This is a genomic window from Candidatus Hydrogenedentota bacterium, from assembly GCA_035450225.1.
In the GTDB taxonomy this organism is placed as follows: Bacteria; Hydrogenedentota; Hydrogenedentia; order Hydrogenedentales; family SLHB01; genus DSVR01.
This window is the reverse complement of record DAOTMJ010000038.1, coordinates 13,890-39,641: the sequence shown is the minus strand read 5'-3', so window position 1 is coordinate 39,641 and position 25,752 is coordinate 13,890. Positions and strand designations below refer to the sequence as shown.

The 25,752-nt window shown below is 60.8% G+C and carries 21 protein-coding genes; 15 read left to right on the top strand and 6 right to left on the bottom strand.

Features of this window, described 5'->3' with window-relative positions; genetic code table 11:
- Positions 1–133 precede the first annotated feature (133 nt).
- A complete protein-coding gene (locus P5540_16175) occupies positions 134–652 on the bottom strand; it encodes a DUF5610 domain-containing protein (GenBank protein HRT66354.1) in 519 nt (172 codons plus the stop codon).
- Positions 653–807: 155 nt separating this feature from the next.
- Here P5540_16175 and P5540_16170 point away from each other — a divergent pair, with 155 nt between their 5' ends.
- Complete coding sequence (locus tag P5540_16170; GenBank protein ID HRT66353.1) at positions 808–1,926, top strand: hypothetical protein; 1,119 nt, start codon at positions 808–810, stop codon at positions 1,924–1,926.
- A 362-nt stretch (positions 1,927–2,288) separates the two neighbouring features.
- Here the strand turns inward: P5540_16170 and rlmB are convergent, their stop codons facing one another.
- From rlmB to nagB, 4 genes are all read right to left on the bottom strand, one after another.
- Positions 2,289–3,026, bottom strand: coding sequence for a 23S rRNA (guanosine(2251)-2'-O)-methyltransferase RlmB (gene rlmB / locus P5540_16165; protein ID HRT66352.1), 738 nt, complete (start codon positions 3,024–3,026; stop codon positions 2,289–2,291).
- A 38-nt stretch (positions 3,027–3,064) separates the two neighbouring features.
- Positions 3,065–3,418 carry a B-box zinc finger protein gene (locus P5540_16160; protein HRT66351.1) on the bottom strand — a complete coding sequence of 118 codons (354 nt, stop codon included), beginning with the start codon at positions 3,416–3,418 and terminating at the stop codon, positions 3,065–3,067.
- Positions 3,419–3,538: 120 nt separating this feature from the next.
- On the bottom strand, positions 3,539–5,452 hold the full coding sequence (gene thrS, locus P5540_16155) for a threonine--tRNA ligase (GenBank protein ID HRT66350.1): 1,914 nt from the start codon (positions 5,450–5,452) through the stop codon (positions 3,539–3,541).
- A 244-nt stretch (positions 5,453–5,696) separates the two neighbouring features.
- Complete coding sequence (nagB, locus tag P5540_16150) at positions 5,697–6,482, bottom strand: glucosamine-6-phosphate deaminase (GenBank protein HRT66349.1); 786 nt, start codon at positions 6,480–6,482, stop codon at positions 5,697–5,699.
- A 93-nt stretch (positions 6,483–6,575) separates the two neighbouring features.
- Between nagB and P5540_16145 the strand changes: the two genes are divergently transcribed.
- Both P5540_16145 and P5540_16140 read left to right on the top strand, forming a co-directional pair.
- On the top strand, positions 6,576–6,992 hold the full coding sequence (locus P5540_16145) for an OsmC family protein (GenBank protein ID HRT66348.1): 417 nt from the start codon (positions 6,576–6,578) through the stop codon (positions 6,990–6,992).
- On the top strand, positions 6,989–8,320 hold the full coding sequence (locus P5540_16140) for a hypothetical protein (protein HRT66347.1): 1,332 nt from the start codon (positions 6,989–6,991) through the stop codon (positions 8,318–8,320). Before P5540_16145 ends, P5540_16140 begins: the two co-directional genes overlap by 4 nt.
- Here the strand turns inward: P5540_16140 and nrdD are convergent.
- A complete protein-coding gene (nrdD, locus tag P5540_16135) occupies positions 8,295–10,541 on the bottom strand; it encodes an anaerobic ribonucleoside-triphosphate reductase (protein ID HRT66346.1) in 2,247 nt (748 codons plus the stop codon). The two genes, P5540_16140 and nrdD, sit on opposite strands and share 26 nt — an antisense overlap.
- Before the next feature lie 268 nt (positions 10,542–10,809).
- On the opposite strand from nrdD, the gene P5540_16130 reads away from it, so the two are divergent.
- From P5540_16130 to glnD, 12 genes are all read left to right on the top strand, one after another.
- Positions 10,810–12,021, top strand: coding sequence for a tetratricopeptide repeat protein (locus P5540_16130; protein HRT66345.1), 1,212 nt, complete (start codon positions 10,810–10,812; stop codon positions 12,019–12,021).
- Between the two features lie 184 nt (positions 12,022–12,205).
- A complete protein-coding gene (locus P5540_16125; GenBank protein ID HRT66344.1) occupies positions 12,206–13,069 on the top strand; it encodes a hypothetical protein in 864 nt (287 codons plus the stop codon).
- A complete protein-coding gene (locus P5540_16120; protein HRT66343.1) occupies positions 13,066–14,052 on the top strand; it encodes a MoxR family ATPase in 987 nt (328 codons plus the stop codon). The genes P5540_16125 and P5540_16120 overlap by 4 nt, the downstream gene beginning before the upstream one ends.
- Before the next feature lie 190 nt (positions 14,053–14,242).
- Positions 14,243–15,121, top strand: coding sequence for a DUF58 domain-containing protein (locus P5540_16115; GenBank protein ID HRT66342.1), 879 nt, complete (start codon positions 14,243–14,245; stop codon positions 15,119–15,121).
- A gap of 32 nt (positions 15,122–15,153) precedes the next feature.
- The gene (locus P5540_16110; GenBank protein HRT66341.1) at positions 15,154–16,413 is read left to right on the top strand and encodes a peptidyl-prolyl cis-trans isomerase; all 1,260 of its coding nucleotides are present in this window, start codon (positions 15,154–15,156) and stop codon (positions 16,411–16,413) included.
- A 2-nt stretch (positions 16,414–16,415) separates the two neighbouring features.
- Positions 16,416–17,348, top strand: coding sequence for a hypothetical protein (locus tag P5540_16105; GenBank protein ID HRT66340.1), 933 nt, complete (start codon positions 16,416–16,418; stop codon positions 17,346–17,348).
- Entirely contained in the window at positions 17,345–18,397 is a 1,053-nt protein-coding gene (locus tag P5540_16100; GenBank protein HRT66339.1) for a VWA domain-containing protein, read from the top strand. The genes P5540_16105 and P5540_16100 overlap by 4 nt, the downstream gene beginning before the upstream one ends.
- Positions 18,398–18,445: 48 nt before the next feature.
- Positions 18,446–19,558 carry a VWA domain-containing protein gene (locus P5540_16095; protein ID HRT66338.1) on the top strand — a complete coding sequence of 371 codons (1,113 nt, stop codon included), beginning with the start codon at positions 18,446–18,448 and terminating at the stop codon, positions 19,556–19,558.
- The gene (locus P5540_16090; protein ID HRT66337.1) at positions 19,551–20,453 is read left to right on the top strand and encodes a hypothetical protein; all 903 of its coding nucleotides are present in this window, start codon (positions 19,551–19,553) and stop codon (positions 20,451–20,453) included. The genes P5540_16095 and P5540_16090 overlap by 8 nt, the downstream gene beginning before the upstream one ends.
- Positions 20,453–22,252 carry a BatD family protein gene (locus tag P5540_16085; GenBank protein ID HRT66336.1) on the top strand — a complete coding sequence of 600 codons (1,800 nt, stop codon included), beginning with the start codon at positions 20,453–20,455 and terminating at the stop codon, positions 22,250–22,252. Before P5540_16090 ends, P5540_16085 begins: the two co-directional genes overlap by 1 nt.
- Positions 22,249–23,031, top strand: coding sequence for a tetratricopeptide repeat protein (locus P5540_16080; GenBank protein HRT66335.1), 783 nt, complete (start codon positions 22,249–22,251; stop codon positions 23,029–23,031). The genes P5540_16085 and P5540_16080 overlap by 4 nt, the downstream gene beginning before the upstream one ends.
- A complete protein-coding gene (gene glnD / locus P5540_16075; GenBank protein HRT66334.1) occupies positions 23,028–25,727 on the top strand; it encodes a [protein-PII] uridylyltransferase in 2,700 nt (899 codons plus the stop codon). The genes P5540_16080 and glnD overlap by 4 nt, the downstream gene beginning before the upstream one ends.
- Positions 25,728–25,752: the final 25 nt, after the last annotated feature.

The following is a 25,752-nucleotide window of genomic DNA, read 5'->3' as shown; positions in this document are numbered from 1 at the left end:
CAGGGCTTGCAGGGGACTTTCGCCCCTTAGATTCGCGCCATGCTTGGCACACAACGAGGGGCCGCCCCGCAGGGGTCAGTGCGGGGCGGCTTGTGGGAATGCAGGTGGGAAGACCACGAGCAGGAATGGCGGTTTACGATTCGTTCGCCAGAAACTTGTTGAAACGTTGCTGTACAACGTCCCACGTTTTGTCAATGTTGGCGTTGACCTCCGGATTCAGGGCGTTTAGCGATCCGAGGATGTTGCGCGCTTCCGCGATGCCTTGCTGGACGGCGGCCCCGATAAAATCCACGAACTGCGTGCGGGCCTCGTCGTCCGCCAGATCCTTGTGGCGTTCCCGCCATTTTCCGAAAGCGCCGAGGGCGAAATCCGCGATGCGGTTGCCGGTTGCTTCCGGCGACGTGTCAAGAGGCGCATTGTCGGGGAGGCCGAGGGCCGTGCGCGCATCGTCCACCACGGCGCGCAGCCGATCCAGTGCCCGTTCCACGACCACGTTCATGGCCTGATCCGGACTGATCGGATCGCCTTTACCCAGCGTCAGGAGATCTTTTCGCGATTCAACTTTCAGTTCGCGCGGAATGATGCGCGGCTGTGGCCGGTTTTCCGTCAAAACGCCTGCCGGCCGTGATACGTCTGCAACCGTACCCAACATGACCTATCCCTCCCTTGGCCGCGCCCGGAAGCGCGTCCGTGTCTATCCCACATGAATTTCAACCGTCGCTGCTGCTATTATCGGCAGTCATGCGGCACAACTTTAGCGCATAAACGGCGATTGTTCCGCAATCACCGCACAGGGAGAAATCGCGAATGACAAAATCTATTTCGATATGGGCTTTTTGCCTGCTGGCGGTTCTGGCCGCGCCCCCCTCCCAGGCGGCGGATCGTTCGCCGTCATGCCTTCGCGAAGCCGTCTCGCCCGCATGGTCGCTGAGGGCATCCCAGCGGGAAATGATCGTGTCCGTCTCGCCGGTTCGGCAGACTGTGCAACTGTTCAGTTCCAGCGCCATGCTGCTCGGCGCGGGCATTGACGCCATGGTCAACGAAAAACACCTGAAAGCCGTGCGCGCGGCGCTGGGGGATTACGATGCGGGCAAGACGTTCGAGGAGGCGCTGACGTCGAGGCTTTCGCAGGCATTGCCGCAGGGCTTGGCGCGCGTGTCCCCGCTGACCACCACGGCCGGCTTCAAGGACGATCGCGAGGCGCAGCAAGCCCGTTTCCAGGGCCTTGCCCGAAGCGGGCACGACGTCCTGCTTGATCTGAAAATGACCTACGGCATTTTCGGTTATGAGGGGCTGCTGGTCGCAAGGATCGAGGGACGCCTGACGCGGCTGGCCGATCGCCGAGCCCTTTGGTCCGGCGTGTTCGTGGTATCCGCGGACCCGGTTCTCGCGAACACGACAATCAAGGATCCCACCAAACAGATGGGCGCCAATCTCGCCCATCCCCGCCTGACGGTTGAAAAGGACGCCGTGGCCCGGTGGACCGGCGACGGCGGCGCGACGATTCGCGCTCGGTTCGAGGACGCGGTGGATGGCGCGGTCTCCGCCCTGCTGTGCGGCCTGGGGCTGGCTACGGAGGCGAAAGGCGAGTATCAACTTGGGCTGGTCTCGATGGGACGGAAACGTTTCACCGAAGCCGATGAACATTTCCGCCGCGCCATCTCCCTGAATCCTGCATGGCCCGAACCCCGCAATGCGCGGGCGGTGAATCTCGCGCGCAACAAACAGATTGACGATGCCATGGCAATCTGCGCCGAATTAACGAAAAGTCATCCCGATTTCGGGCCGGCTTGGTTCAACTTGGCGTGGTGGAACGCCGTGCAGAAAAAGGACGCCGCCACGGCGCGTCCCCTTTATGAAAAAGCGCTCGCGCTCGGCATGCCGGCCGATCCGAAACTGGACCGCTTGCTGCTCCTACCACGCTGAAAAACGGTGGCGTCTGCTGTTTGGGCCCCTGTTTTTCAACCGGCGAGGGGAAAAACGTCATTCCGATGCGTTTTTCGGCCCATGCAACGTAGATGGTCTGAACGGTTGGGTTTACACCTTGTTGAAAGAATAGTGTCTTAGCCTTGCCTATCAGATATTTATTGACATTTTCGGCCAAAAAAGAATTTCCTTAAATCATTGTCATTCAATGAGATATATCCTTTTGCCGAAATTCAACTTGTGAAAACATGGTTCTTCACATCCTTGTGGATAACTTGTGGAAATCCGTTGAAAAAAAGGCTCGGCTTTTTCCCGACTATCTGGAAATTCGAGTTTATGGAATCAATCCAAAAGGGAATCCATCAAATTCGGGTATCGGCTGTGTGAATTACTCGTTGCCGCAGGCATTCCGCAAGGGCGATCCCCGCGCTGACCGAGGCATTGAGGTTGCCGATTTTGCCGGGCAACGGGATGCGCAGTTGAAAATCGGCCTGTTGCCTGACCAGCCGGCGAACGCCTTTGCCTTCACCGCCGATGATAAGCACGATCCGTCCGGTAAGATCGGCTTTCCATATTGGGGTGGGCGCATCCGATTCAAGCACGGCGGCCCACCACCCCGCTTTTTTAAGCAAGTCCAACGCCCGGACAAGATTGGCGGCTTCAACGAGGTCCAGATGCTCCATGCCGCCTGCCGCGCTTTTGACGGCCACCGGCGAAACAGGGGCCGAGCGATCCTTGGCAAACAGGACGCCGCACGCGCCGCAGGCCGCCGCGGATCGAACGATGGCCCCGAAGTTCCGTGGATCGACCACGCCGTCAAGGGCCACGAGAATCGCGTCGGACGGCACGGGCCGCTCAATCCATGTTTCCGCGCGCCAGATCGGCAGCGGATCGGCCTGAAGCAGCACACCCTGATGGACGGAGTCCGGCAAAATGCGGTCCAGTTCCGCGCGCGGGCATGTTTCGACGGGGATTCCGGCGGCCAACGCCCGGATCGCTTCAAGCCCTGCGGCTTCTTTCGCCAGCTTGAGCCGGTGCGCCTTGCGCTTTCCGGCGCGCAGACATTCCAGCACGGGGATCCGCCCGGGCACCCATTCCATGAAATAAAACTCCCGGTCCTGTCATCCCGATGCGCCGGTCACAGCGCCGGCAAAAACGGCAGCCATTGGCGGACGATCGGACCTATAACGGGAATGTTCAGATAGGCCGACGCCAGCGCCACTATCACCAGAAAAACGATCAAGGCCACCAGTTTTCCGATGATGGAACCGCTGCCGGAGGCCGCGCCGGGTCCCAATTTCCCCTTCTTTTCGAGGTCCTGGGCCTTTTTCGTGAAAAGTTCGTTCTTTTGCCGGCACTCTTCGCTGCAAAAACTTCCCGTGGGTCCCTTTACGACACATTGCCCGCAGACGGGCTTGCCGCATTGCTTGCAGCGCGCCACCGCCTCCACCGCCGAGTGATTGATGCAACCCGATGCCACACCGCCCAGCATGATCCGTCCCTCCTTCCAATTCAGCCCAATCGCACGGTTACTGTCAAGAGTACGATTTCTTGGTTCGCAAAATCCATGCGCGGCGCGCGGATATTGTGATCCAACAAACTGAAACGCAGGTCAATCCCGCGTCTTGGACGCAATCTCGCCCTTGATTCGGTCAATGAAACGGTCGAGGCCCATTCCGCCGAGGTCGCCCTGCCGGCGATGGCGCACGGAAACACCGCCCGATCCGCGTTCGCGATCGCCGACGACGAGCATGTAGGGGATTTGCATCGTTTGGGCGTCGCGGATCTTGTACTTCATGGTTTCGGAACTCAAATCCGCCTCGGCGCGAATGCCGGCCTCGCACAAACGTCCCGCGGCCTCGCGCGCATAGTCATTCAGCCCGTCCGCCACGGGAATCACCATGGCTTGCACGGGCGCCAGCCACACGGGAAACGCGCCCGCGAAATGTTCGATCAGAATGCCCAAGAACCGCTCGATAGCGCCGTAGATGACGCGGTGGACCATGACCGGCCGGTGGGCCGCGCCGTCCGAACCGATGTATTCGAGGGCGAATTTCTCCGGCATCGCGAAATCGAGCTGGATCGTCGCGCATTGCCAGGATCGCTTGAGACTGTCGCGGACGTGGAAGTCAATTTTGGGACCGTAGAACGCGCCATCGCCCTCATTGATCTTGAAGGGCAATCCCTTGGCTTCGAGGGCCTTGCGGAGACTGTCGGTCGCAACATTCCACATTGCGTCGGTACCGATCGAATTTTCCGGGCGCGTGCTCAATTCGATACTGTATTCAAGGCCGAAGATGCCGTAGACGTAATCAACGAAATCAATAATCCCGATCACCTCGTCCTGGATCTGGTCCTCGGTCATGAAGATATGGGCGTCGTCCTGCGTGAACATCCGCACGCGCGTCAGACCGTGCAACACGCCGGATTTTTCGTGGCGGTGGACAGTGCCGAGTTCCGCCCATCGCAAGGGCAGGTCGCGGTAACTGCGCATGCGGCTTTTGTAGACGAGCATTCCGCCGGGGCAATTCATCGGCTTCACGGCGAAATCCCGCTCGTCAATTTGCGTGAAGTACATGTTCTCCTTGTAGTGGTCCCAATGCCCGGACTGTTCCCACAGGCTGCGGTCGAGGATAAGCGGCGTGCGCAGTTCGCCGTATCCGCGCTTGCGATGCTCCTCGCGCCAGAACGCGAGCAGTTCGTTCATCACAATCATGCCCTTCGGATGGAAGAACGGAAAGCCGGGGCCTTGCTCGTGAAAACTGAACAGATCGAGTTGTTTGCCGAGTTTGCGGTGATCGCGTTTTTCGGCCTCCTCGATGCGCTTGAGGTGTTCGTCGAGATCGCTCTTCTTTGTGAACGCCGTGCCGTAAATCCGCTGGAGCATCGGACGCGACGAATCCCCGCGCCAATACGCCCCCGCGACGCTCATGAGTTTGAAGGCCTTGATCCGGCCTGTCGAAGGAACATGCGGTCCGCGGCACAGATCGATGAACCCGCCGTTTTCGTAGAAGGTTATCGTTCCGTCTTCAAGCCCTTCAAGCAATTCCACTTTGTACGTGTCGCCTCGCTGCTTGAAATAAGCCAGCGCGTCCGCCTTCGACATTTCCTTGCGAACAAACGGCTGATCTTCCTTGACGACTTTTGCCATCTCGGCTTCGATGGCCGCGAAATCCGCCTCCGTGAACGGGGTTGCCAAGTCTATGTCGTAATAAAAACCGTCCTCGATGGACGGTCCGATGGCCAGTTTCACCTCCGGGCGCAACCGTTGAATGGCAGAGGCCATGACGTGCGACGCGCTGTGCCGGAAGACCGTCTTGCCTTCTTCCGAATCGAACGTCAGAATGGATACACGCGCGCCGTCGTGCAACGGCGTGGCCAAGTCCCGCGTTTCCCCGTCAATTTGGGCGGCCAGCGCCTCTTTGGCCAACCGGGGACCTATCTTCTCCGCCAGGTTCAAGGCGGTGCTTCCTTCCGGCAAGTCAACCTTCGACCCGTCCGGCAACACAACACATATCGTGCTCATGTCCACTCCATTGCGCGGCGATACGCCGCAACGACCGGCTCCAACCAACCGGGATCCGTGCTTGTCATGGCGGAAATGGTAGCATAAAACATTTCGTCCCGGCATATTCGGTCCACGCGGCGGCATGCGCCCAAACAATTCTTGCGCGTTCCATCCTTGTTGGCCGGAACCATTCGGCGCCGATTTTCAGTCTGTTCGGGGGAAACGGCGGTGGTTCCGGCCAGCGCGTTCCCTTGCGATCCGGTCATCGCAGTCCGTCCCAGTGCCGCTCGTTTTCGAAGACCCAGCGATAATAATCGGCCTGTTCGAGTTTCGCGGCGGCGGCTTCGTCCACGATCACCGTGCAATGCGGGTGCAGTTGGAGGGCCGTGGCGGAAATCATGGACGTGATGGGGCCTTCGACGGCCTTGGCGATGATCTCGGCCTTTTCTTCGCCGGTCGCGAGCAACAGGCACTGCTGCGAATCGAGAATGGTTCCCACGCCCATCGTGATGGCCCAGCGCGGCATGTGCTCCGGCCCGCCGAACATCGGGCTGTTCTGCTCGATGGTTTTCGGCGTGAGCGGTTTTTCGCGGGTGCGCGATCGCAAGGCGGACAGCGGTTCGTTGAATCCGATATGCCCGCTTCGCCCGATGCCGAGCAACTGGAGGCCGATGCCGCCGCGATTGCGAATGCGCGACTCGTATTGCCGGCATTCGGTGGGGATGTCGGCGGCCATGCCGTTGGGCAGGAAGGTGCGCGCCGGATCTATGTTCACGTGCCGGAACAGATGCTCGTTCATATAATGACGATACGAGGCGGGATGATCGCCCGGCACGCCGACGTACTCGTCGAGATTGAAGGTGGTGACCCCGGCGAAATCGAGTCCCTCTTCCCGATGTTTTCGCACCAGGATGCGGTACACCGCCTCCATGGTGCGGCCCGTGGCGAGTCCAAGCACCAGATGCGGGTTGGCCGCGATTTCCCGCGCGATGATCGCCGCGGTCAGTTCCGCCGCCGCTTCCGCCGTGCCGCGAATGACGACTTCCATGATGGTTTCCTTGAGCCGATAGGGTTGAAGACTATATGCTTGCCCGCACCGTATCAAGACACAGGATGGCATCGCAAGCCAAGGAGCGGAAGCATGGCCGTAGACATGGACATTGAATATCTGGGCGATTTGCGTTGCGAGGCGACGCACGGACCGTCGGGACAGACGATTGCCACCGATGCGCCGGTGGACAACGGCGGCAAGGGCGCGGCGTTCAGCCCGACGGATTTGGTGTCGGCGGCGCTGGGCGCCTGTATTCTGACGATTATGGGCATCGCGGCGAAACAAATGGGCATCGCCCTCGAGGGCACGCGCGTGCATGTCGTGAAAGACATGGTGGCCGATCCGGTCCGACGCATCGGCGCGATTACGGCGACGGTGACGCTTCCCGCGGGCTTGTCGGTTTCGGACGAGGCCCTGAAACGGCTGGAACAGGCCGGCGCCACGTGCCCCGTGAAGCAAAGCCTGCATCCCGATGTCCGCGTCAATTTTTCGATCGTCCGCGCATGAAAAAGGAAAACCGCTACTTCGATGTCCTGCCGAAGATTGTGCCCGCCGATTGCGAGACGACGGTGGCGATAACCCCGTTGTACGACCATGTGCGATTCGACGCCGAAAAAACATACGAATTGAGTTACTACCCGGTCGAGGAATTTTCCGTCCGAAGCGGCTGGCGGCTCGATTGTCCGCGTGTTCCCTTCGATATCGCCGACGGAATACTTCGGGTCCGCCTGTTTTTCGAGGCCGAGCAGGAGCATGTGCTCCTTTTGGAGGAAGTCACGGAAAAGGGCCGCCGAATCCTCGGCGATTTTCGCGTGTATTCGGTCGAACCGGACCTGTTCCGGCGCCTGCCCCTCAAGGGCGATTTCCACCAGCACACGTTCCGATCGGACGGCATGGAATCGCCCGGATACGTCGCCGCCTCGTGCCGCGGCATCGGCCTCGATTTCATGGCCATCACGGATCATCGCCGTTATGCGCCGTCCCTCGAGGCGCAGCGCGCCTTCAATGGCGTGGACATCGCCCTGCGCATTTTTCCGGGGGAAGAGGTTCACCCGCCGGGCAGCCACGTCCACATCGTGAATTTTGGAGGACGCTTCAGCATCAATGATTTGTTTGCGGACGATCCGCGGTACCGGGCGGAAGTCCAGGCCCTCGCGGATCGCGCGGGCGCGCTGCCGCCGGGCGTGGACCCGTACCTGTACGCGTCGAGCGTGTGGTGCTTCGACAAGATTCGCGAGGCGGGCGGACTCGGCATTTTCTGTCATCCGTACTGGTTCACGGCACACCGGTACAGTCCGGCCGGCGCGTTGACGACCCACCTGTTCGACACGCAGCCATTCGATGCGCTCGAACTGATCGGCGGCTATCTCCTGCACGAAATAGACTCGAACACGCTGCAGGTCGCGCGATATCATGAGGAACGCGCCAAGGGCCGCGCCATTCCCATTGTGGGTGCGAGCGACGCGCACGGCGCGGAACGCGGCGAGGCCTTCGGATGGTACTATTCGATTGTGTTCGCCCGTTCGTGCGATCTCGAAGGGATTGTCGCGGGCGTCAAGGCATTGTACTCCGTGGCCGTCGAGGCCCTGCCGAACGAGACGCCGCGCGCGTTCGGTCCGTTCCGGCTTGTGAAATACGCGTTGTTCCTCATGCGCGAGGTCTTCCCGCAGCACGACGAGTTGTGCCGGGAAGAAGGCCGGCTGATGCGGCGGCATCTGGCGGGCGACGCCCATGCGGCCGGGGCGCTCGCCGCGCTCAAGGAAAGAACCGCCCGCTTGATGGAACGCTTTTGGGGAGTCGGCGAGGCGCTCAGGCGTTCTGCACCGCCACGGTAAGGCGGCGGCAATTCGTTTCCCTGAGCGTCCATGAAGCCAGACGGACGAGCGGTTGTTCCTCGCTGACGCACACATGCGTGGCGATATCGCCGTACAGGGACGGGTGGAACCGGCTTTCGAGGGAAATCCGCGCTATCGGGGAGAGGTTGGCCGAAAGGTTCGCGGAGGCGCCGGGGGTATATTGCAGGTCATGGGTCAACGGATCGGTTTTGACGACGCGCCGCGCGGCTTCCGGCATTTCCTGCAGGTCAATCACGGCCATGCGATGATTGACCGCCGCATCGCATGTGGCGGCGGGCACGCATTGAAATCCGATGCGCCCGCTCCATTCGGCGCATCGCGCGGCGGCGTGGGCGGCGATTTGTTCCGCCAGGGCCGCAGCCGGTTCTGTTTCGTGCATTTCGTGTCCACACAGGAATTGCACGCATTCGTTGAGTCCCGTCACGGCAATGAAAAAAACGGCGCGTTCGATGTCCACGCAGGGTTCGCCGCCGCGCCTCGACGCAAGAAAGGCGAGCGGTCCGAAACCTTTCATGGCCAGCAGGCGGTCGAGGAAACGGCGCTTCTGATCATGCGCGCATACGGCGCGTTCGATCAGACGATCCAACGCGGGAAAAAACGCGTCGAGTCCGCCGGAGACGTATGCGGCGCGGGGCAGATTCAGCGTGATGCGATGGGCAACGGCGTTGATTTCCGGATCGTCGCGCCCGAACGCCAGCGCCAGGGGATTCGCGGCCGATGAGGCCGACGCGGCGTTGGCGAGAAAGTCCGTGTAATGCCGGTCCTCGAAACATCCATCCGTCACGGCGAGTTCGGGCGCGGGCGCGGAAAACGGCGTTCCCCGGTTGCGCCCTTCCCGCAGCACGTCGTAAATCATACCGGCCAGTTCGCGCGCAATGGAGGCATAGCCGCCATACGCAATACCCGTGGGCTGGCCGCCGGCGCCGATGGCTTCCTCGCCCAGCAGGGATTCCGGCACGCTGTATCGCAGCCCGATCCGTGTGACCGGCAGGGTGTCCTGTCCGACGGCGCGATAGGCGTATTCGTAGACAAGCATCTGGGCGATCTGGCGCAGTTCTTTTTGATCGAATCCGTCGAGGAACGGCGCGAAATACAGGTTGATCGCGTCCCATGCGACGGGCCCGGCCACGTGTTCGCGCAGAATGGCCGTGGCATGGACCATTTGCGCGAGGAGGGTATGGGGATACTTGGGCGGCTGGGAAAACAGGCGCGAATCGGGCGTGCCGACGCCGTGCAGGACAATCGGGCGCAGCGAACGGCGGACGGCATGCAGGCGGTCAATGCCGCTGAGATCGTGCAGGTGCAATTCGCCCCGCGCGTGCGCCTCGGCGCTTTCGGGTGAAAAAACTTCCGAAAGCGCAAATTCGCGTTTGACCGCCTCGGCGAGGGTCTGGCTCGTGATGCTTGGGGAAAGGGGAACGCCTTCGGGACTGGGGCCGCACATGATGCGCTCGGTATCGTATAACGGAACGCCGAGCCGGCGGTGGCGGCGGTGTTCGGGTTCGAGTCCGTGCTCAATGAGTTTTGCGCCGACGAGTTCACGAATGAGCGGCGCCGTCAGAGTGCGTACCCCGGCGTCCATAATCTGCCGTTCGACTTCCAGCGCGATAGCCCCGGCGCGTTCCGCCTCAAGGCCGGTTTCACGCACAAGCGCTTCCACGATTCGCGCGCGATCCCATGAGGCCAGGGTTTCGTCGCTGGTTCGGACGAGCAGCGGCGGCACATGGCCCAGTTCGCTTCGGGCGCGCATGCGCCGCGCCTCGTCGAGTTCCCGGAGCAGCGCCTGCATGTCGCCGTTGCGCAGGCTTCGTTCCCGCGCGCGGCGTTCCCGGCATTTGGCGTACGCCAACGCCGTGCGGACGTGTCCCATTTCGACCAGGACCCGTTCCACGGCATCGTCCACCTGCTCCACGTTGGGGATGTTTCCCTGCAGGGTCTTGGCGAGGTACAGCGCCACGGCCGAGGCGAGACTGTCGGCGCGGCCGCGGTCCGTGCCGCCGATGGATTCCGCGGCGCGGAAGATGGCGCCGGCGATCTTCCGTTTGTCGAACGGCGCCCGCGTCCCGTCGCGTTTGACGATAGCCGTCAACGGCGACGGCGCCTCGACAAACGGCACCGAGAACGTCAACTGCGCATCGAACAGCCCTTCCCGCGCCAGTTCACGTTCGGCCAGATGCCCATCCGCATCCAATTCCGGCATAACCCCGCCCTTCGTTTTTCCGCATGGCCCAAGGATGATAGTGTACCGGAAGCGGCCGCCTCGCGGCAAGAGGCATTGATGCCGCAAATCCGCCCGAGCGTCAGGTGCGCGGTAAGATGCCGCGTTACGGTAACGTCGTCCCGCTAGGATCGAGAAGGCCATGTCCTGACACGCAGACGGTCGTCGCTCTGCAAAGGATTTTGTTGTGGAACCTGTGCGTCCTGTCGGGGTTGTTTAGATTGGAACCATTCGATACGAGGATGGAAAAGTGTTGGATACCCGTATAACGATCGGGCTTTTGGCGGGCTGTTGCATCGTATCCGCGTCGTTTGGCGCGGTTCAGACGTGGCGCTTGCACACAATCCAGGCTGCACAGACGGAGATGAAGCCGACCGCCTCCGGCCCGGTTGCGTCGGAAACCTTTTCGCATGAAGCGGCGGAAACCGCGATAACCGCCAACACGGAAAGTCTTGATGTCGAGCCGGCCTCCGAATTGGACTCGGTCGAAGAGAATCCCGACGTGGATGCGCCCGTGGAAAAAGAGATAACTATTTCCCGTGCCCGTTTGGAGAAGGCTTTGGCAAAGTCAGAAAACAAATTGGAGCGCCTGCACAAGAATGCCGGCCCGCGCAACAATCTGTCCAAGGGGGATTCCTACGCGAGCCCGGCGGTGGCCGCCAAAGCTACCCGCATGGTCAAGGACGCCCAGAAGGCCATCAGCCAGGGCCGTTTTGATGAAGCCATAGAAATGTTGCGCAATTCGCTCGCCATGGACCCGACCCACCGCCAGGCCTATAAAGCCCTGGCCAATCTTTACCACACGCTCGGCATGACCGCCGAGGAAAACCGGTTGTACGCCGATTGGAGCGCAAACCGCCCCCAGGATGCCATGCCGCATTACCAGCAGGCGTCATTGTATGAACGGATGGGGATGGATTCCGAGGCGTATCGCGAACTCCAGCGGTTCCAGGCGTTGGCCAAGGACGACGCGCGCAGTTATTCGATGGCCGCCTCGATGTACCGCCGTCTGGGCCTGCCGCAGGAAGAGGGCGCGGCATTGCAGGCATGGGTAAACCAGGCGCCCGGTTCAATCGAAGCCCTGCGATCCATGGCGCAATACCATGCACGGACAGGCGCGCGGAGCGATGCGCTTGCCCTGTATTCCACGATTGCGCAAATGGCGCCCGCCAGCGCCGACGCCCACCGCGATCTTGCGCAGATGCACCAGCGCATGCGCCAGAATTCCCAAGCCCAGACGGAATATATCACGGCCATGAATCTGGAGCCCCAAAACTTGGAAATTCGGCTGCAACTGGCCGACTTTTATCGCCAAATCGGCGATCGCGCCTCCGCCATGCAAACCTATGCGGCCCTGATTGCCGATGCCCCCGGATCGCCGGAAGCCGCGCAGGCCCGGCGTCAGTTGGCCAACCTGCAGCGGCCCGCGCCCCCGCCTGCCCCGAAACCCAAACTTCGATGACACGAACCCAAATGGCCGGTGTCCGGTTCGATTTTGGAACCATTCTGCCCCAGATTTGGTTCATAATGAAGTAAAAAACCCCAAAGCGGGCAAGGGGAAACGAAGGGGCATAAACTCAAACCATTGCGTCCCAAGCATTTATGAAATGCAAGAGATTTGGCACGAAAGGTGCTTTCCTAGGTACATGAAAGCAGGCAATAACAGAAAGTTGAATCAACGGCTGGATGTGCGGATATTTTTGACGGGACTCATGTTCTGCGGGTTAGCGGCCATGGCCGAAACCGCCCCGGAACTGAAGGTAATTCCCGAAAAGGGTCCGGCACATCCGCACCGCGCGTTTCGCGTGGTGTGTGAGGTTTCATGGCCGGGTGGTCCCTCGGATTTCGCGGTATTACCCGCGGAAGCGGATGCCATAGACTGGGGCACGGTTCGCGTGGCGGAAGTTCGCGCGTTCGTGCGCGACGGCGTCAATGTCGTGTCCCAGACCCTGGAAATCGTCCCGAACAAGACCGGCGAGTTTCAATCGCCGAAGATTCGGGTTCGTTACCTTATCCCCGAGGCCACGCCCCCAGCGGAGAGACCCGCACCCGGAACGGCCCCCCCTGACTCCGGCGCCTCCCCCTCGCTCGGATCAGACCCGTTCACCATCGTGGTGCGCTCCAGCACGATTCTCGTCTGGATCTTCGGTGGCCTCGGGGCCTCCCTCCTCCTCACTGCACTCGGCTGGTGGTCTGCGCGGTTCTCGCGCAGACCCCAGCCACCCCTCTCCCCCGCGGGTGTGGACTGTTCGCACGTCCAGCATGCGATGCATGCGGCCCGCCAACATCGCCTGGACGGCGATTTCTACGGCTATTACCGCGAATTGCATCGCGCCGCGCAGGCCCTTCCGTCGGCGGACGGCGAACAGGCCAACCGTGTCGCGACGTTGGCCGCACGCATGCAGGAAGTCGGCTACCGCGGAGTGCGTCCGACGGACGATCAAATGGATGGCGATTGGCGCGATGTCGAGCGCGCCGTGGCTCGTTACAAGGAGACTTTGCAATCATGACGCCGGTAGTGGAAGCGATACGCAGAAACGTGGAGGAGCAGTCGCGGTTCGTGCAGCGGTTGCGGGCCGAAATCGGGCGGGTTGTGGTCGGCCAGCAATACATGGTGGATCGTTTGTTGGTGGGCCTACTCGCCAATGGACATGTCTTGATTGAAGGCGTGCCGGGTCTTGCGAAGACGACGGCCGTCAAGACGCTGGCCCATGCCATGGATTGCAAATTCAACCGGATTCAATTCACGCCGGATCTACTGCCGGCGGATCTGATTGGCACGCTGGTCTACAACCCGAAGGACGGCCAGTTCACGACGAAAAAAGGGCCGGTCTTCGGCAACATCATTCTTGCGGACGAAATCAACCGGGCGCCGGCCAAGGTGCAGAGCGCCTTGCTGGAGGCGATGCAGGAGCGGCAGGTGACCATCGGCGAAGCCACGTATCCGCTCGATGAGCCGTTCATGGTGCTCGCCACGCAGAACCCGATCGAACAGGAAGGGACCTATCCGCTGCCCGAGGCGCAGGTGGACCGGTTCATGCTGAAATTGAAAATCACCTATCCGACCAAAGTCGAGGAACGCGAAATCATGGACCGCGTGAACGTTCTGAAGGAGGCGGACGTTTCGACGGTGGTCCGGAAGGACGAATTGCTGCGCGCGCGCGAAGTCGTGAACCAGATTTATGTGGACGACAAGGCAAAAAATTACATCGTGGACATTGTTCAGGCGACCCGCAATCCCGATGCGTTCGGATTGAACATCCGCCATCTCATCGAATACGGCGCCTCGCCGCGCGCGACGATCTATCTCCAGCAGGCGGCCCGCGCGTTGGCGTTTCTGCAAGGGGAAGGAAACGTATTTCCGAACGATGTCAAACAGGTCGCGATGGACGTTCTTCGGCACCGGGTGATCGTTACCTACGAGGCCGAGGCCGAGAACATGACCAGCGAGGACGTGATTCGGAAAATCCTGGAAACTGTTCCTGTACCCTGAGAAGGCATCCTCCGCTTCCCTGCCGTGCAAGATAGGGAGATGTGGAGATGTTGGAGATGATGGAGATGGATTTTCGGCACGATATGTCGTATGAAAAAAGAGGGGAGGGCCATTTATTCGCGGATCGTTCCGGCATTTCCCTTGTCTCCGCCTCATTCTTTCTTGCGCATGGCGTGGAGGTGTCCGCGTCATGATTCCGCAGGAAGTGATGAAACAGATTCGGCGGATACAGATCCGCACGAGCCACGTGGTCAACGACATCCTGGCCGGACAATACGAAAGCGTGTTCAAAGGCCAGGGCATGGAATTCAAGGAAGTCCGCGCGTATGTGCCGGGCGACGACATCCGGATGATTGACTGGAATGTGACGGCGCGGACGGGCATGCCGCACGTCAAACTGTTGGCGGAAGAACGCGAGTTGACGGTGATGCTGCTGGTAGACGCGAGCGCGTCGGGACGATTCGGCAGCGTGGGACGCTTCAAGAACGAATTGGCGGCGGAATTGTGCGCGGTGTTGGCGTTTTCGGCAATCAAGAACAACGACAAGGTCGGGCTGATCGTTTTTACGGACGATGTGGAGCTGTACGTGCCGCCGAGCAAGGGCCGGCGCCATGTGTTGCGCGTGATCCGGGACGTGCTGTTTTTCAGACCCAAAGGCACGGGCACGGACATCCCGCGCGCGCTGCGGTTTCTTGACGGCGTGACCACGCGACGGGCCGTGGCGTTTCTGGTGTCGGACTTCATGGCGGAAAACTATGAGGTGCCGTTGCGGCTGGCCAACCGTCGTCACGACGTGATTGCGGTCAGCGTTTCGGATCCCCGCGAGGAAACGCTGCCGGATGTGGGCTATGCGGCGGTGCGGGACCCGGAGTCAACGCGCGAAACGTTGATTGACACGAGCGATCCGGCGGTGCGTAAGGCGTATGAGAAGGCGGCGGCGGAACGCGCAAAGCGGCGGGATCAGGTGTTTCAGCGGACGCGTGTGGACGCGATTCATGTACGGACGGATCGTCCGTATGTTCCGGAATTATACCGGTTTTTCCGGATGCGGGAGCGGCGGTATGCCTAAGGCGCAAGGCGCAAGATTCAAGGAGACAGGGGATGAGTGATCAATCGCCGGATCGGTTGAAGGCGTTCCGGGCGCAATACGATGCCGCGCCGAAAGGGAACCATGCGTTGGCGATTGCGAATCTGGTTCTGCTGGTTGCGGGATTCGCAACGCTGGCCGTTCTGCTGCTGCGCGAACCGGCGGCCCGGCCCGCCGTGTCCGAGGGAACCAGCGGCGGCTTGACACTTGAACAACAGCGCGAATACGCGGTGCGCCTGGCCAACAAGAAACTGGCCGGCCCCGCGATTGCGGCTTACGAGGAATACCTGAAAAACGCGCCGTTGACTCTTCCGGAGCGGGCGAAGGTCTGTTATTCGGTGGCGAAATTGGCCATCGAGGACGAGAAATATGAAACCGCCCTTCCTTATTTGTATCAGGCCGAATATCTCGATCCGAAATCGGAATTGAAGGAAGAAATCAACAAGAAAGTCGTGTTGTGCCTCGACAAATTGGGCCGCAACGTGGATTTGCGGCACGAATTGCGCAAGCGGTCGGACGTGAAACATGACGCGTCGCAAGTGAAGGCGGACGATGTCATTCTGGCGGAGTTTGGGAACGAGGCGATTACAAAGCGGGATTTGGAAATGGAAATCGAGCAATTGCCGCCCGCCGCGAAGGATTCGTTCAACGCGCCGGAAAAGAAAGCGGAGTTGCTCAAGAATTTGGTGGCGGAACGGCTGTTGCTGGACAAGGCGCGCCGTCTTGAACTGGACAAGGCGCCGGAGGTGCAGGATCTGCTCGCACGCCAGCTCGATTCGATGATTGTGCAGAAGTTGATCGCGGATGAAGTGCGCAAGGATGTGCAGATTACGCCGGAAGACGTCGAGCGATTCTACAAGGCCGAGCCGGCGTTGTTCACGGAACCGGCCATGGCGGAGGTGCGCGTGGCGAAGGCCGGGACCGAAGAGGCGGCCAGGGCCATCACGGAATTCATCGAAAAACCGGTGGTGGTGCGCAAGGGCGGTCCGATGCCCGGCGTAAAGGATTTGGAGAAAGCGCCGGAAGAGTTGTTTTCCGCGGAACCGGGCGCGGTGGTTGGTCCGGTGTCCGCCGGCGGTGAATGGTATGTCTTCAAGGTGGAATCGGTCACGCCGGAGAAGATCTTGCCGTATGACGAGGTGAAAGACCGGGCCACGCGGATGTACCAGATGCGCAAGGAACAGGAAAAAGTTTCGTCCATCATCGAAGAGACGTTGAAGGCGCGCGAGGTGCGCCTGTACCTCGACCGTCTTCAGGAAGGCGAGAAGAAATAGCGATGTGGTGGGCCGGTTTGGCGATATGGATGGCGGCCGCGGCGGACACGCCGGCGGTCAACGCCTATGCCACGCTCGATCCGCCGGTGATTCCGTTCCACCGGCAGGCCCGTTTTACCGTTGTGGTGGAAACACCCAAGGATATCGATCCGAAACTGCCCGATATGATTGACAAGTTCGGGGGGTTGGCCGTCGCGGACATTCACCGCGAAACCACGCCATTGAAAGGCGGTGCGCGGCGAATTACCGAGACCTACACGCTGGATCCGGTGTTCGCGAAGGAATATGTCATCGCGGCGGCGGACGTAACATGGGGCGACGGAAACAGCGCGGTTATTCCGTCCCTTGCGCTGCTGGTGCGCGCACCCACGGACGACGAGGTGAAACAAATCGAGGCGGCGGCCGCAACGGCGGACGTGGCCGCGCCGCTTGGAATCCCGGACGGGCGTCTGCGCGGTTGGCGAATTGGGGCGCTGGCAGGCGCGGTTGTGCTGGCGGCGGCCGGGGCGGGATATTTCTATTGGCGCGGCCGGCGCAAGCCCGCCGAACCGCCGCCGGTTCCGCCGTGGGAAATCGCTTATCGCCGCCTGCGCGAACTTGATCAACGCCAATGGCCGAAGGCCGGAAAACATGAGCCGTATTATGTTGACCTGTCGGCGATCCTGCGGTATTACATCGAGGATCGTTTCAGCGTCCACGCCCCCGAACAGACGACACAGGAATTCCTCGCGGCGGCGGCGGTGGCCGGCATTTTCAATGAAAGCCAGCAGCAATTGCTGTCGGGTTTCCTGAAACATTGCGATCGGGTGAAGTTTGCGCAGTACATTCCGACGCTGGCGGAAATGGAACATTGTTTTTCGGTGGTGCTGCAATTCGTGGACGAGACGGTTCCGCGGCCACAGGCGGAAACGCCGGCGCAGGAGGCCGCCGCATGATCTCCCCGCTGCCCTTCACGTTCAATGCGCTGATGAATCCGTGGGCGCTGCTGTTGTTGGTGGGTGTCGCGGCGGTGCTGGCGGCTGAAATCACGGCGCGGATGCCGGGAGCCATTGATATTTCGACCGGCGAAACCGTGCGCCGCATTCGCGGACGCCGGGCCTATCTGAAACGGCACATTCCGGCGATCCTGCGCGCGCTGGGTCTGTCGTTGCTGGTTTTTGCCATGGCGCGCCCCATCATGGGATATCAGGTGCGCAAGGATCGCGCGGATGTGGTGGATATCATGCTGTGCGTGGACGTGTCGGGCAGCATGAAATCCCAGGATTTCGTTTCCGGCGGACAGCGCCGCGACCGGCTTTATGTCACGAAAGAGGCGGTGCGCGATTTCATCGAAAGCCGGAAAATCCGCGCGGGCGACCGGTATGGGCTGGACCGTGTCGGACTGATTCTGTACGCGACGTATGCGTGGACGCAGTGCCCCCTGACGCTCGATTACGGCGTGCTGGAACGCGAACTGGACCGCGCCGAAGTGAATGTGGACGATCCGAACAAACAGCGAACGGCCATAGGTTCGGCGATAGGCCTTGCCGTGAGCCGCTTGCGCAAGTCCGAGGCGAAGAGCAAGATAATCATTCTCCTGACGGACGGGTTGAACAATTCCGGCGAACTCGCGCCCATGACCGCGGCCAACCTCGCCAAGGAGTACGGCATCAAAATTTACACGATCGGGGCCGGGTCCGCCGAAGGCGGCCTGGTGCCCGTGCAGACGCTGTTTGGACCCGTCTTGCAACGCACCGCGGACGGCGTAGACGAGGATGCGCTGAAGAAGATCGCGGCGGTGACCGACGGCAAGTACTTTCGCGCCACGGACACTTCCTCGCTCCAGGAAGCCTATCGCGAGATCAACAAACTTGAAACGACCCAAGTCGAACTGGGCGATTACTATGAACACAAGGAAGGCTTTTTCCCGTTTGCCGCATTGGGTGGCGCGCTGGTGCTCGCCTCGGTTTTCTCGCGGCGGTATTGGTTTGAGGCGATTCCGTGAGAGGCAGGCAGTGGCCAATAGCAAGTAGTCCGTGAATGTCGAATGGGCATGATGCATATTGAGTTTATATTTCCTTTCAGCCAATTGGCGTTGTGGCTTGGCGTGGCCGTGCTGCTGCTGGCGGGCGTGGTCTTGGCGCTGCGCGCGTTGGAACGGCGCCGACAGCGGCGGCTGTCGGCTTTTGTGGAAGCCGCCTTGGCGCCGCGGTTGATTTTGGGATACGACCCGGCCATGCGCCGTCCGTTGTTCTGGCTGACGGTTCTGGGAACGGCATGTCTGGCGCTGGCTTTGGCCCAGCCGCATTGGGGCCAGGCATGGCGCGAGATCCGGCAGCAGAGCCACGATATCGTCGTGTGTCTGGACACCTCGGAAAGCATGAACGCGGCGAACCCGCTGCCGTCGCGGATTGAACGCGCCAAACAGAAGATTCTTTCGATCCTCGATCGCAATCCGGGCGATCGTTTTGCGCTGATTGCGTTTGCGGGCGCGCCCGCATTGGAATGTCCATTGACGCACGACCTTGGCTACTTCAAGTCCGTTTTGGCCGCCACCGACACCGATACCATCAGTGCGGAAGGAACGGATATCGCCATGGCTATCCGCGAAGCCGTGAAAGTTTACAAGGACGAAACGGAACGGACCGGCCTTTCGGACAGCGCGTCGCGGGCCATTTTGCTGATATCGGACGGTGAACAGGTTGCCGGCGACGCGGTGCAGGAGGCGGAGAAAGCCTCGGAATTCGCCCGTGTTTACGTGATAGGCGTGGGTGATCCCAACGGAACGGAAATCACGCTTCCGGAGTGGATGAGCCGGTATGCCGGCGCCCAGGGAAGCAAGAAAACGCATCTTTCAAAATTGGACGAGGAAACGCTGTCGAAGATAGCCATCGCGGGCAAGGGCGGCTATATTCGATCCACGCCGGACAATTCCGACATCAATCAAATCTATGATTACATCAACAAATTGACGGCGTACACCGCGTCCAGCGACGTGCGGTTGCGCCTGGTCAACCGGTACCAGTGGCCGCTGGGCCTGGGCATTCTCTGTTTCGCGGGCGAAGGAATCTGGCTGGCGATCATGCCGTGGCTGCGAATGCGGCGCTTGCGGAACATGGCGGCTGAAACGGATGGGGCCGACCTGGGAGGCCGCGCCCATGCGTAAGGATTGGCTGGCATTGATCGCCCTTATGGCCATTGCCCTGGACGGGTGGGCGGCGGAGTCGTTTCGGCAGCGGCTCGACAAGGCCAACGCAACATTGATCAGCGGCAAAATAGACGAGGCGCTGTCGGCGTATCGCGATTTGCAAACGGAAGATCCGGAATCGGAAACGCTCTACTACAACTTGGGTTGCGCGCATTACCGGCAGGGCAAGGAAGCCGGGGATCAAAAACAGGCGCAGGACGCATTGGTCTCGCTTGAAGAGGCCAAAAAGAATTTTGAAAAAGTCTTGAATGCGCGCGATCCCGAAGTCCGCCAAAACGCAGCGTTTCAGCATGCAAACACGGTTGCGCAGATCGCGCTGCAATCCAGGGAGGCGCAGAAATACGAGGAAACCGTCAAAGCCTTTGAGGAATCCGTCAAGGAGTATGAATCGTTTCTGAGACAGTATCCCGAACACGAAGGCGCGCGCGCCAAACTCGACTACATGCGCTACGTGCTCAAGACCATGCTCCAAAATCCGCCGCCGCCCCAAGAGCAGCAAGGCGAATGCAATCAGAACAAGGACAGCGGGGACGATCAAAACCAGAAACAGAAGGATCAACAAAACCAGAATGAGTCCGGCGCGCCGGATGAGAAAAAACCGGAAGAGCAACAAGCCGGCAAGGACGAGGAGCAAAAGGACGAACAATCCGGGGAGACGCGGGAAGCAGCGGAATTGAAAGACGCCAAGGAGGAGCCAAAGGAACAGCAGGAGCAATCGCAGGACGAGGCCAAGCCGGACGACAAACAGAATGTTGAAGCGCTTCTGCAATCGTTGGAAGATACGGATCATCGCGAACAGCGCGACATGTTGAACCAGCGAAAAGAAATCAAGATGCGCAAGGAGTGGTGGTAATGCGCCGCGTGGCAATCGTAATCATGGCTTTGCTGGCCGGCGCCGCTGGGGCGGCGGAACCGGAAGTCCGCGCCTCGGTGGATCGCAACACCGTGACGGTGCGGCGTCCGTTTCTGTTGACCGTGCAGGTTACCGGCAACGAGGTCGGCGAAATAACGATACCCGACGTGGACGGTTTGCATATCAACAAGCGCGCGGATCAGACCGGTTCGCAGATGCAGGTCGAATTCAGCGGAGGCCGCAGCATTGTCGCTCGAACGCAAACGTTTGGCTACTACGCCCAGGCGATTCGCCCCGGCCGGTACACCATTCCACCCATCCAGGTGCAGGTGGACGGCAAGACCTTGGCGACGCAACCGATCCTGATAAACGTCCTGGAAACGGGCGCCGCTTCACAAACCCAACAGGAGGCGGTTTCGTCCACCCGGCCGGGGCGTTCCGAACCGGAACCGCAACGCGGCGATCAACCGACATGGGAAGACGCCGTGTTCATCGAAAGCACGGTGGACAAGCATGAGGTTTTTCAGGGCGAACCGATCCAATTGACGCTGAGCCTGTGGTGTCTGGACATAAACGGGCTTCAAGTCTCGTCGTATTCGGGCGGGAACATTAAATATCCCGACAGCGACGGTTTTTATGCAGTTACCCTCGAGCCACAGCGTGTGTCGAAAACACGGGGAAACTGGAATTACGCGGTGACGGAATTCCGGCAAGTGCTGTATCCCACGGCGACGGGGGATCTCGTGATCGGCGCATGGCATTGGGAAGGCGCGGGCATGTACGGGTTTCAACGACAGCACTTTGCGCTCGACACGCAGCCGATTGACATCAAGGTAAAGCCGTTGCCGGACCGTCCTCCAGATTTCAGCGGGGCGGTGGGAACGTTTACAATCAAGGCGCAATTGGAGCGCGATCAGGCCATGCAGGGCGTCCCAATCAAATTGACGGTGCGCATCGCGGGCCGCGGCAACCCCGACGCCATCGGCGCCCCGCGCATGCCGAAAATCGAAAATGTCTATATTTCCGATCCGGAGAAACAGTCGCAGGAAATCCAGTCGCCATCCGGTCCGGCTGTTGAAAAAACCTTTTCCTATACCATCACGCCGCTCGAACCCGGCACGCTTGAAATCCCCGCTATTTCGTATTGCTATTTCGACGCCACGGAGGGCGCATATAAAACCGAGCAGACCGCGCCGTTCACGGTCACGGTCCTGAAATCGGTTGAATCGTCGCAGCCGCGCACACTGGTAACGGAACACGCGCCGACTGAAAAAGGAAAGGTCGAGGTCATCGGCGAGGACATTCTTCCCATTGTGACGAATCCCGGCCCACTGCGCCCGTACCGTCCATCGCCCATTAACACCGGCGCGGCGCTGATTTGTCCGGTCGCGGCCTGCGGCGTCGTGGCGGCCTATACGCGGCGCAGACGGCGGTTTGAGCAGGACACGGGGCTGGCGCGAAGCCACGGCGCCAAGGCCCGTTTCCTTAAACACCTGAAAACTATCGGGCAATCGCCGGAACCGTCCGACGAACTGTACCGGGCCCTGATTGGCTATATCGCCGATAAATTCAACAGGGTCGAGTCCGGCATGACTTCGGATGACGTGCGGCAAATCTACGAGTCGCACGGCATCGGATCGGACGACACCGGGCAGGTCGTCAAGATTCTACGCGCCTGCGAACGCGCCCGATACGCCGGAGGGAAACTGTCCGGCCCGGAAGTGCAGGCATTGGCGGATGCCGCCGTACAGGCGATTGAACGTCTTGACGAGACGCTGAAAAAGGATCGCCGCCCATGAACCTGCTGGCCTGCATGTTGATGCTGTATGGCGCGAACGCCTACCACGACACATTCAACCGGGGGTGCGCCGCCTTTTCGACGGGCGACTACGCGGCGGCCATCCAGGCCTTCGAGCAGATTGTAGCCGAGGACGTCACGGAGCCGGCCGTGTTCTACAACCTGGGCAATGCTTACTATCGTTCGGGACGGCTGGGGCCCGCCATCGCGAACTACGAGCGGGCGTTGCATCTCGATCCGGGTTTCGAGAACGCGCGGGAAAACCTGGCCAAGGCCGTCCGCGAGACCAAGCACCGTTTGGCGCGACCCGGCATGCCGCCCGATTGGAAATTGAGCCTGTTTTTCTGGCACTACGACACAGGTCGTTACACGTCGTACCGGCTTGCGATGTTGTTCTGGTGGGCGTTTTGGATTACGGCCACCGTGCGGTTTTGGCGTCCGGTGCGCTATTTGCGGCGCACGGCGGCGATCCTTGGCGTATTGTCGCTAATCTTCGGCGTGTCCGCTTGGCACAAGGCGCATCCCATGACGTTGGCCGTGGCGGTGGGTGATCGCGTGGCCGCGCACTACGGCACCGACGACAGCGAAACGGTACGGTTTGAACTGGCGGAAGGCGATCGGGTCGCCGTTGACAAGCAGACGGACGGCTGGATGCGCGTGACGACGGCGAACGGCGACCGCGGCTGGGTCCATGCCGGCGAATTGATCCCCGTCGGGCCGCCGTATGTGCGCCCGCCGGAACCGGCGCCGTCGCAGCCGGGAGGGGCCGCGAAGCCATGACCCTGCGATTTGACGAATTGACCGCGATGGCCCGCGCCAACGATCCGGCCTTCCGGGAAGTCCCCCGCGAGGAATGCGTCGCGGCGGCGCGGGCCTATGCCCTCGAACGCCGGACAGCCATTCGGGAACGCCATGCCGCCGGGGAATCGGGCCTGGATGTCGTGCGCGCGCTGGCCGAGACGGCCGACCTGTTGTTGCGGGGCATATTCGAGTTTGGCCTGTACACCGTGGCGAATCGGTCGGCGCTGATGTCGCGCGTGGCGCTCTGCGCGTTGGGCGGATACGGCCGCGCGGAGTTGAGTCCGTGTTCCGACTTGGATGTGTGCCTTCTGTACGACGGCGTGCTCGACGGGCACATCAAGGATTTGAACGCCTATGTCGTTCCGTTTTTATGGGACACGGGATTCGTGCTCAATTATTCGATTCGCAGCGTGAACGAGGCGGTCGAACTCGCGACGGCCGACCTGAAGGTCTACACCTGCATTTTGGAGTCGCGCCTGATTACCGGCGACAGCACGACGTTCGCGCGGCTGAAACTGAATCTCCGCGAAGCGTTTCGCGGCGACGACGAGGCGTCGGCGGCTTTCATTCGCGCGAAGACGGCGGCGCGCTACGCCGAACTCGAACCGGAATACCGGGATCTCTACAAGGCGGAACCCAACATCAAGGAGAACCGGGGCGGTTTGCGCGATTTCCACACCGCGCTGTGGATCTTGATGATGACCTACGGTCCGCTCACGCTCGACGACGTCGCCGCGCTCGGCATCGTGTCGCCCCAGGAGCACCTCGACGTCGTCCAGGGGATTGATTTCATCTGGCGCATCCGCAACGAACTGCATTTCACCGCCGGACGCGAGGACGATCGGTTGACGTTCGACAATCAAAAGCGCGTGGCGGCGGCCTTCGGGTATGGCCACGGTTCGGAAGACGATACGCACCGGCTCATGCAGGATTATTATGCCGCCGCGCGCAAACTGCACCGCTTTCTGCACATCGCCGCGCTTACGTGCAACCAGCATCCTGAAATGGGCGCGGTCGAGGCGACGGTGCTCTCGCCGCGCGCGCAGATTCTCGTGCATGACGGACAACTCGAAGCCGGCGGCGAGGACCCCTGCTGGTTCGCCGAACAACCGTCAAGGCTCATGGAAGTTTTCTGGGAATGTGCGCGGCGCATGGTTCCCCTCAGCCGGGCCACCGAACGGCGGATACACGCCAATCTTCACCTTGTGACGGACACCTTTCGCGCGAACGATTTGGTGCGCCGTTTCTTTATCGCCATCTGCAACCGCCCCACGCAGGCGGGTTTCGCGTTGCGGCAAGCCGCCCATCGCGGCCTGCTCGGACGGTACCTGCCCGAATTCGCCGCCATTCAGGGGCGGATTTGCTATGAGGATTTTCATCATTTCCCGGTGGACGAACACACCCTGCGCGCCATCGAGGCGCTGGCCGATCTGCGGAACATGAAGGGACCGGCCGCGGAGTGCCTGCATAACGCGCTTGAGCATCTGCCCGATCCGTACATTCTGGTTATGGCCATCCTGTTTCACGACCTGGGGAAAGTGGAAGGCGAGACCCATGTACAGGCGGGCGTCGCGGCGGCGAAGACCATCTGCGCGCGCATAGGCATGCCGCCCGAGGACACCGAACTCATCGCCTTTCTGGTCGAGCATCACCTGGACATGACGAACCTGAGCCAGTACCGCGACATTGACGATCCGCACATCGTTCAGGAATTTGCGCGGACCATGAAAACCGAGGAACGCCTGCGCCTGCTGTTTCTGCTGTCCTACGCGGATTTGGCTGCGGTCGGCCCGGGTGTCTGGAACGACTGGAAGGGCGCGCTGCTGCTGAAACTCTACCTCAAAACAGAGATGATCCTGCTGGGCCGCGCCAAGATCACCGGCGAGGAATACTGGAAGTCCCCGAAAGCCGCCGAAGTCCGCGATCTCCTGACCAACGGCCTTCAAGGAGAAATCGAGCCGCATTTGAGGGGCCTTGGCGACCGCTATCTGCTCGCTTTTTCACCGAAGCACATCGCCATGCACATCGAATGCGCGTCGCTGGCCCGCGAGCGGGGCCTCGCCGTGAATTGCTGGACCCACGAAGAAACCGGCATGAGCGAAATCGTCGTCTGCACCGCGGACCGGCCCGGGTTGTTTTCAATGATTGCGGGCAGTTTCGCCTCCGAACTGATTGATGTGAACAACGCCGCGCTGTTCACGCGGGCCGACGGCATCGTTGTGGACTGTTTCACGGTATCGGACGCCGCACAGGGACGCCCCCTGACCGACCGGCAATTCAAGGCCTTTGAACGGGCGTTGCGGGCCGTGTTGATCGAGGGCGCCGATATCCGGGATCTGGTGGATCGCTCGCGGCGGCGGCTGTTCGCGCTGCTGCAACCGCGCATTCCCGTGCGCACGAGAATCTCGTTCGACAACGAGTCGTCGCTCACGCATACCGTCATAGACATCGAGACGGGCGATCGGACCGGCCTGCTGTACGACATAACCCGGGCCATGGCGCACGCGGGCCTGGATATTTCAACGGCGTGCATCGTCACCGACGCGCGCCGCGTGCGCGATTCGTTCTATGTGACGTTGGAAAAAGGCAAGATTGAGACAGAGGAAAAACAGGACGAGTTCCGCGAGGTGCTGCATGAAGCCATCCACCCGCGCGCACTCGCCGAAAACCGTTAGCGGGATTTCGATCCCCCAGAAGGAG

Coding starts and splice junctions, on each gene's coding strand:
- P5540_16175 (HRT66354.1), bottom strand. CDS start 652: ATGTTGGGTACGGTTGCAGACGTATCACGGCCGGCAGGCGTTTTGACG.
- P5540_16170 (HRT66353.1), top strand. CDS start 808: ATGACAAAATCTATTTCGATATGGGCTTTTTGCCTGCTGGCGGTTCTG.
- rlmB (HRT66352.1), bottom strand. CDS start 3,026: ATGGAATGGGTGCCCGGGCGGATCCCCGTGCTGGAATGTCTGCGCGCC.
- P5540_16160 (HRT66351.1), bottom strand. CDS start 3,418: ATGCTGGGCGGTGTGGCATCGGGTTGCATCAATCACTCGGCGGTGGAG.
- thrS (HRT66350.1), bottom strand. CDS start 5,452: ATGAGCACGATATGTGTTGTGTTGCCGGACGGGTCGAAGGTTGACTTG.
- nagB (HRT66349.1), bottom strand. CDS start 6,482: ATGGAAGTCGTCATTCGCGGCACGGCGGAAGCGGCGGCGGAACTGACC.
- P5540_16145 (HRT66348.1), top strand. CDS start 6,576: ATGGCCGTAGACATGGACATTGAATATCTGGGCGATTTGCGTTGCGAG.
- P5540_16140 (HRT66347.1), top strand. CDS start 6,989: ATGAAAAAGGAAAACCGCTACTTCGATGTCCTGCCGAAGATTGTGCCC.
- nrdD (HRT66346.1), bottom strand. CDS start 10,541: ATGCCGGAATTGGATGCGGATGGGCATCTGGCCGAACGTGAACTGGCG.
- P5540_16125 (HRT66344.1), top strand. CDS start 12,206: ATGAAAGCAGGCAATAACAGAAAGTTGAATCAACGGCTGGATGTGCGG.
- P5540_16120 (HRT66343.1), top strand. CDS start 13,066: ATGACGCCGGTAGTGGAAGCGATACGCAGAAACGTGGAGGAGCAGTCG.
- P5540_16115 (HRT66342.1), top strand. CDS start 14,243: ATGATTCCGCAGGAAGTGATGAAACAGATTCGGCGGATACAGATCCGC.
- P5540_16110 (HRT66341.1), top strand. CDS start 15,154: ATGAGTGATCAATCGCCGGATCGGTTGAAGGCGTTCCGGGCGCAATAC.
- P5540_16105 (HRT66340.1), top strand. CDS start 16,416: ATGTGGTGGGCCGGTTTGGCGATATGGATGGCGGCCGCGGCGGACACG.
- P5540_16100 (HRT66339.1), top strand. CDS start 17,345: ATGATCTCCCCGCTGCCCTTCACGTTCAATGCGCTGATGAATCCGTGG.
- P5540_16095 (HRT66338.1), top strand. CDS start 18,446: ATGATGCATATTGAGTTTATATTTCCTTTCAGCCAATTGGCGTTGTGG.
- P5540_16090 (HRT66337.1), top strand. CDS start 19,551: ATGCGTAAGGATTGGCTGGCATTGATCGCCCTTATGGCCATTGCCCTG.
- P5540_16085 (HRT66336.1), top strand. CDS start 20,453: ATGCGCCGCGTGGCAATCGTAATCATGGCTTTGCTGGCCGGCGCCGCT.
- P5540_16080 (HRT66335.1), top strand. CDS start 22,249: ATGAACCTGCTGGCCTGCATGTTGATGCTGTATGGCGCGAACGCCTAC.
- glnD (HRT66334.1), top strand. CDS start 23,028: ATGACCCTGCGATTTGACGAATTGACCGCGATGGCCCGCGCCAACGAT.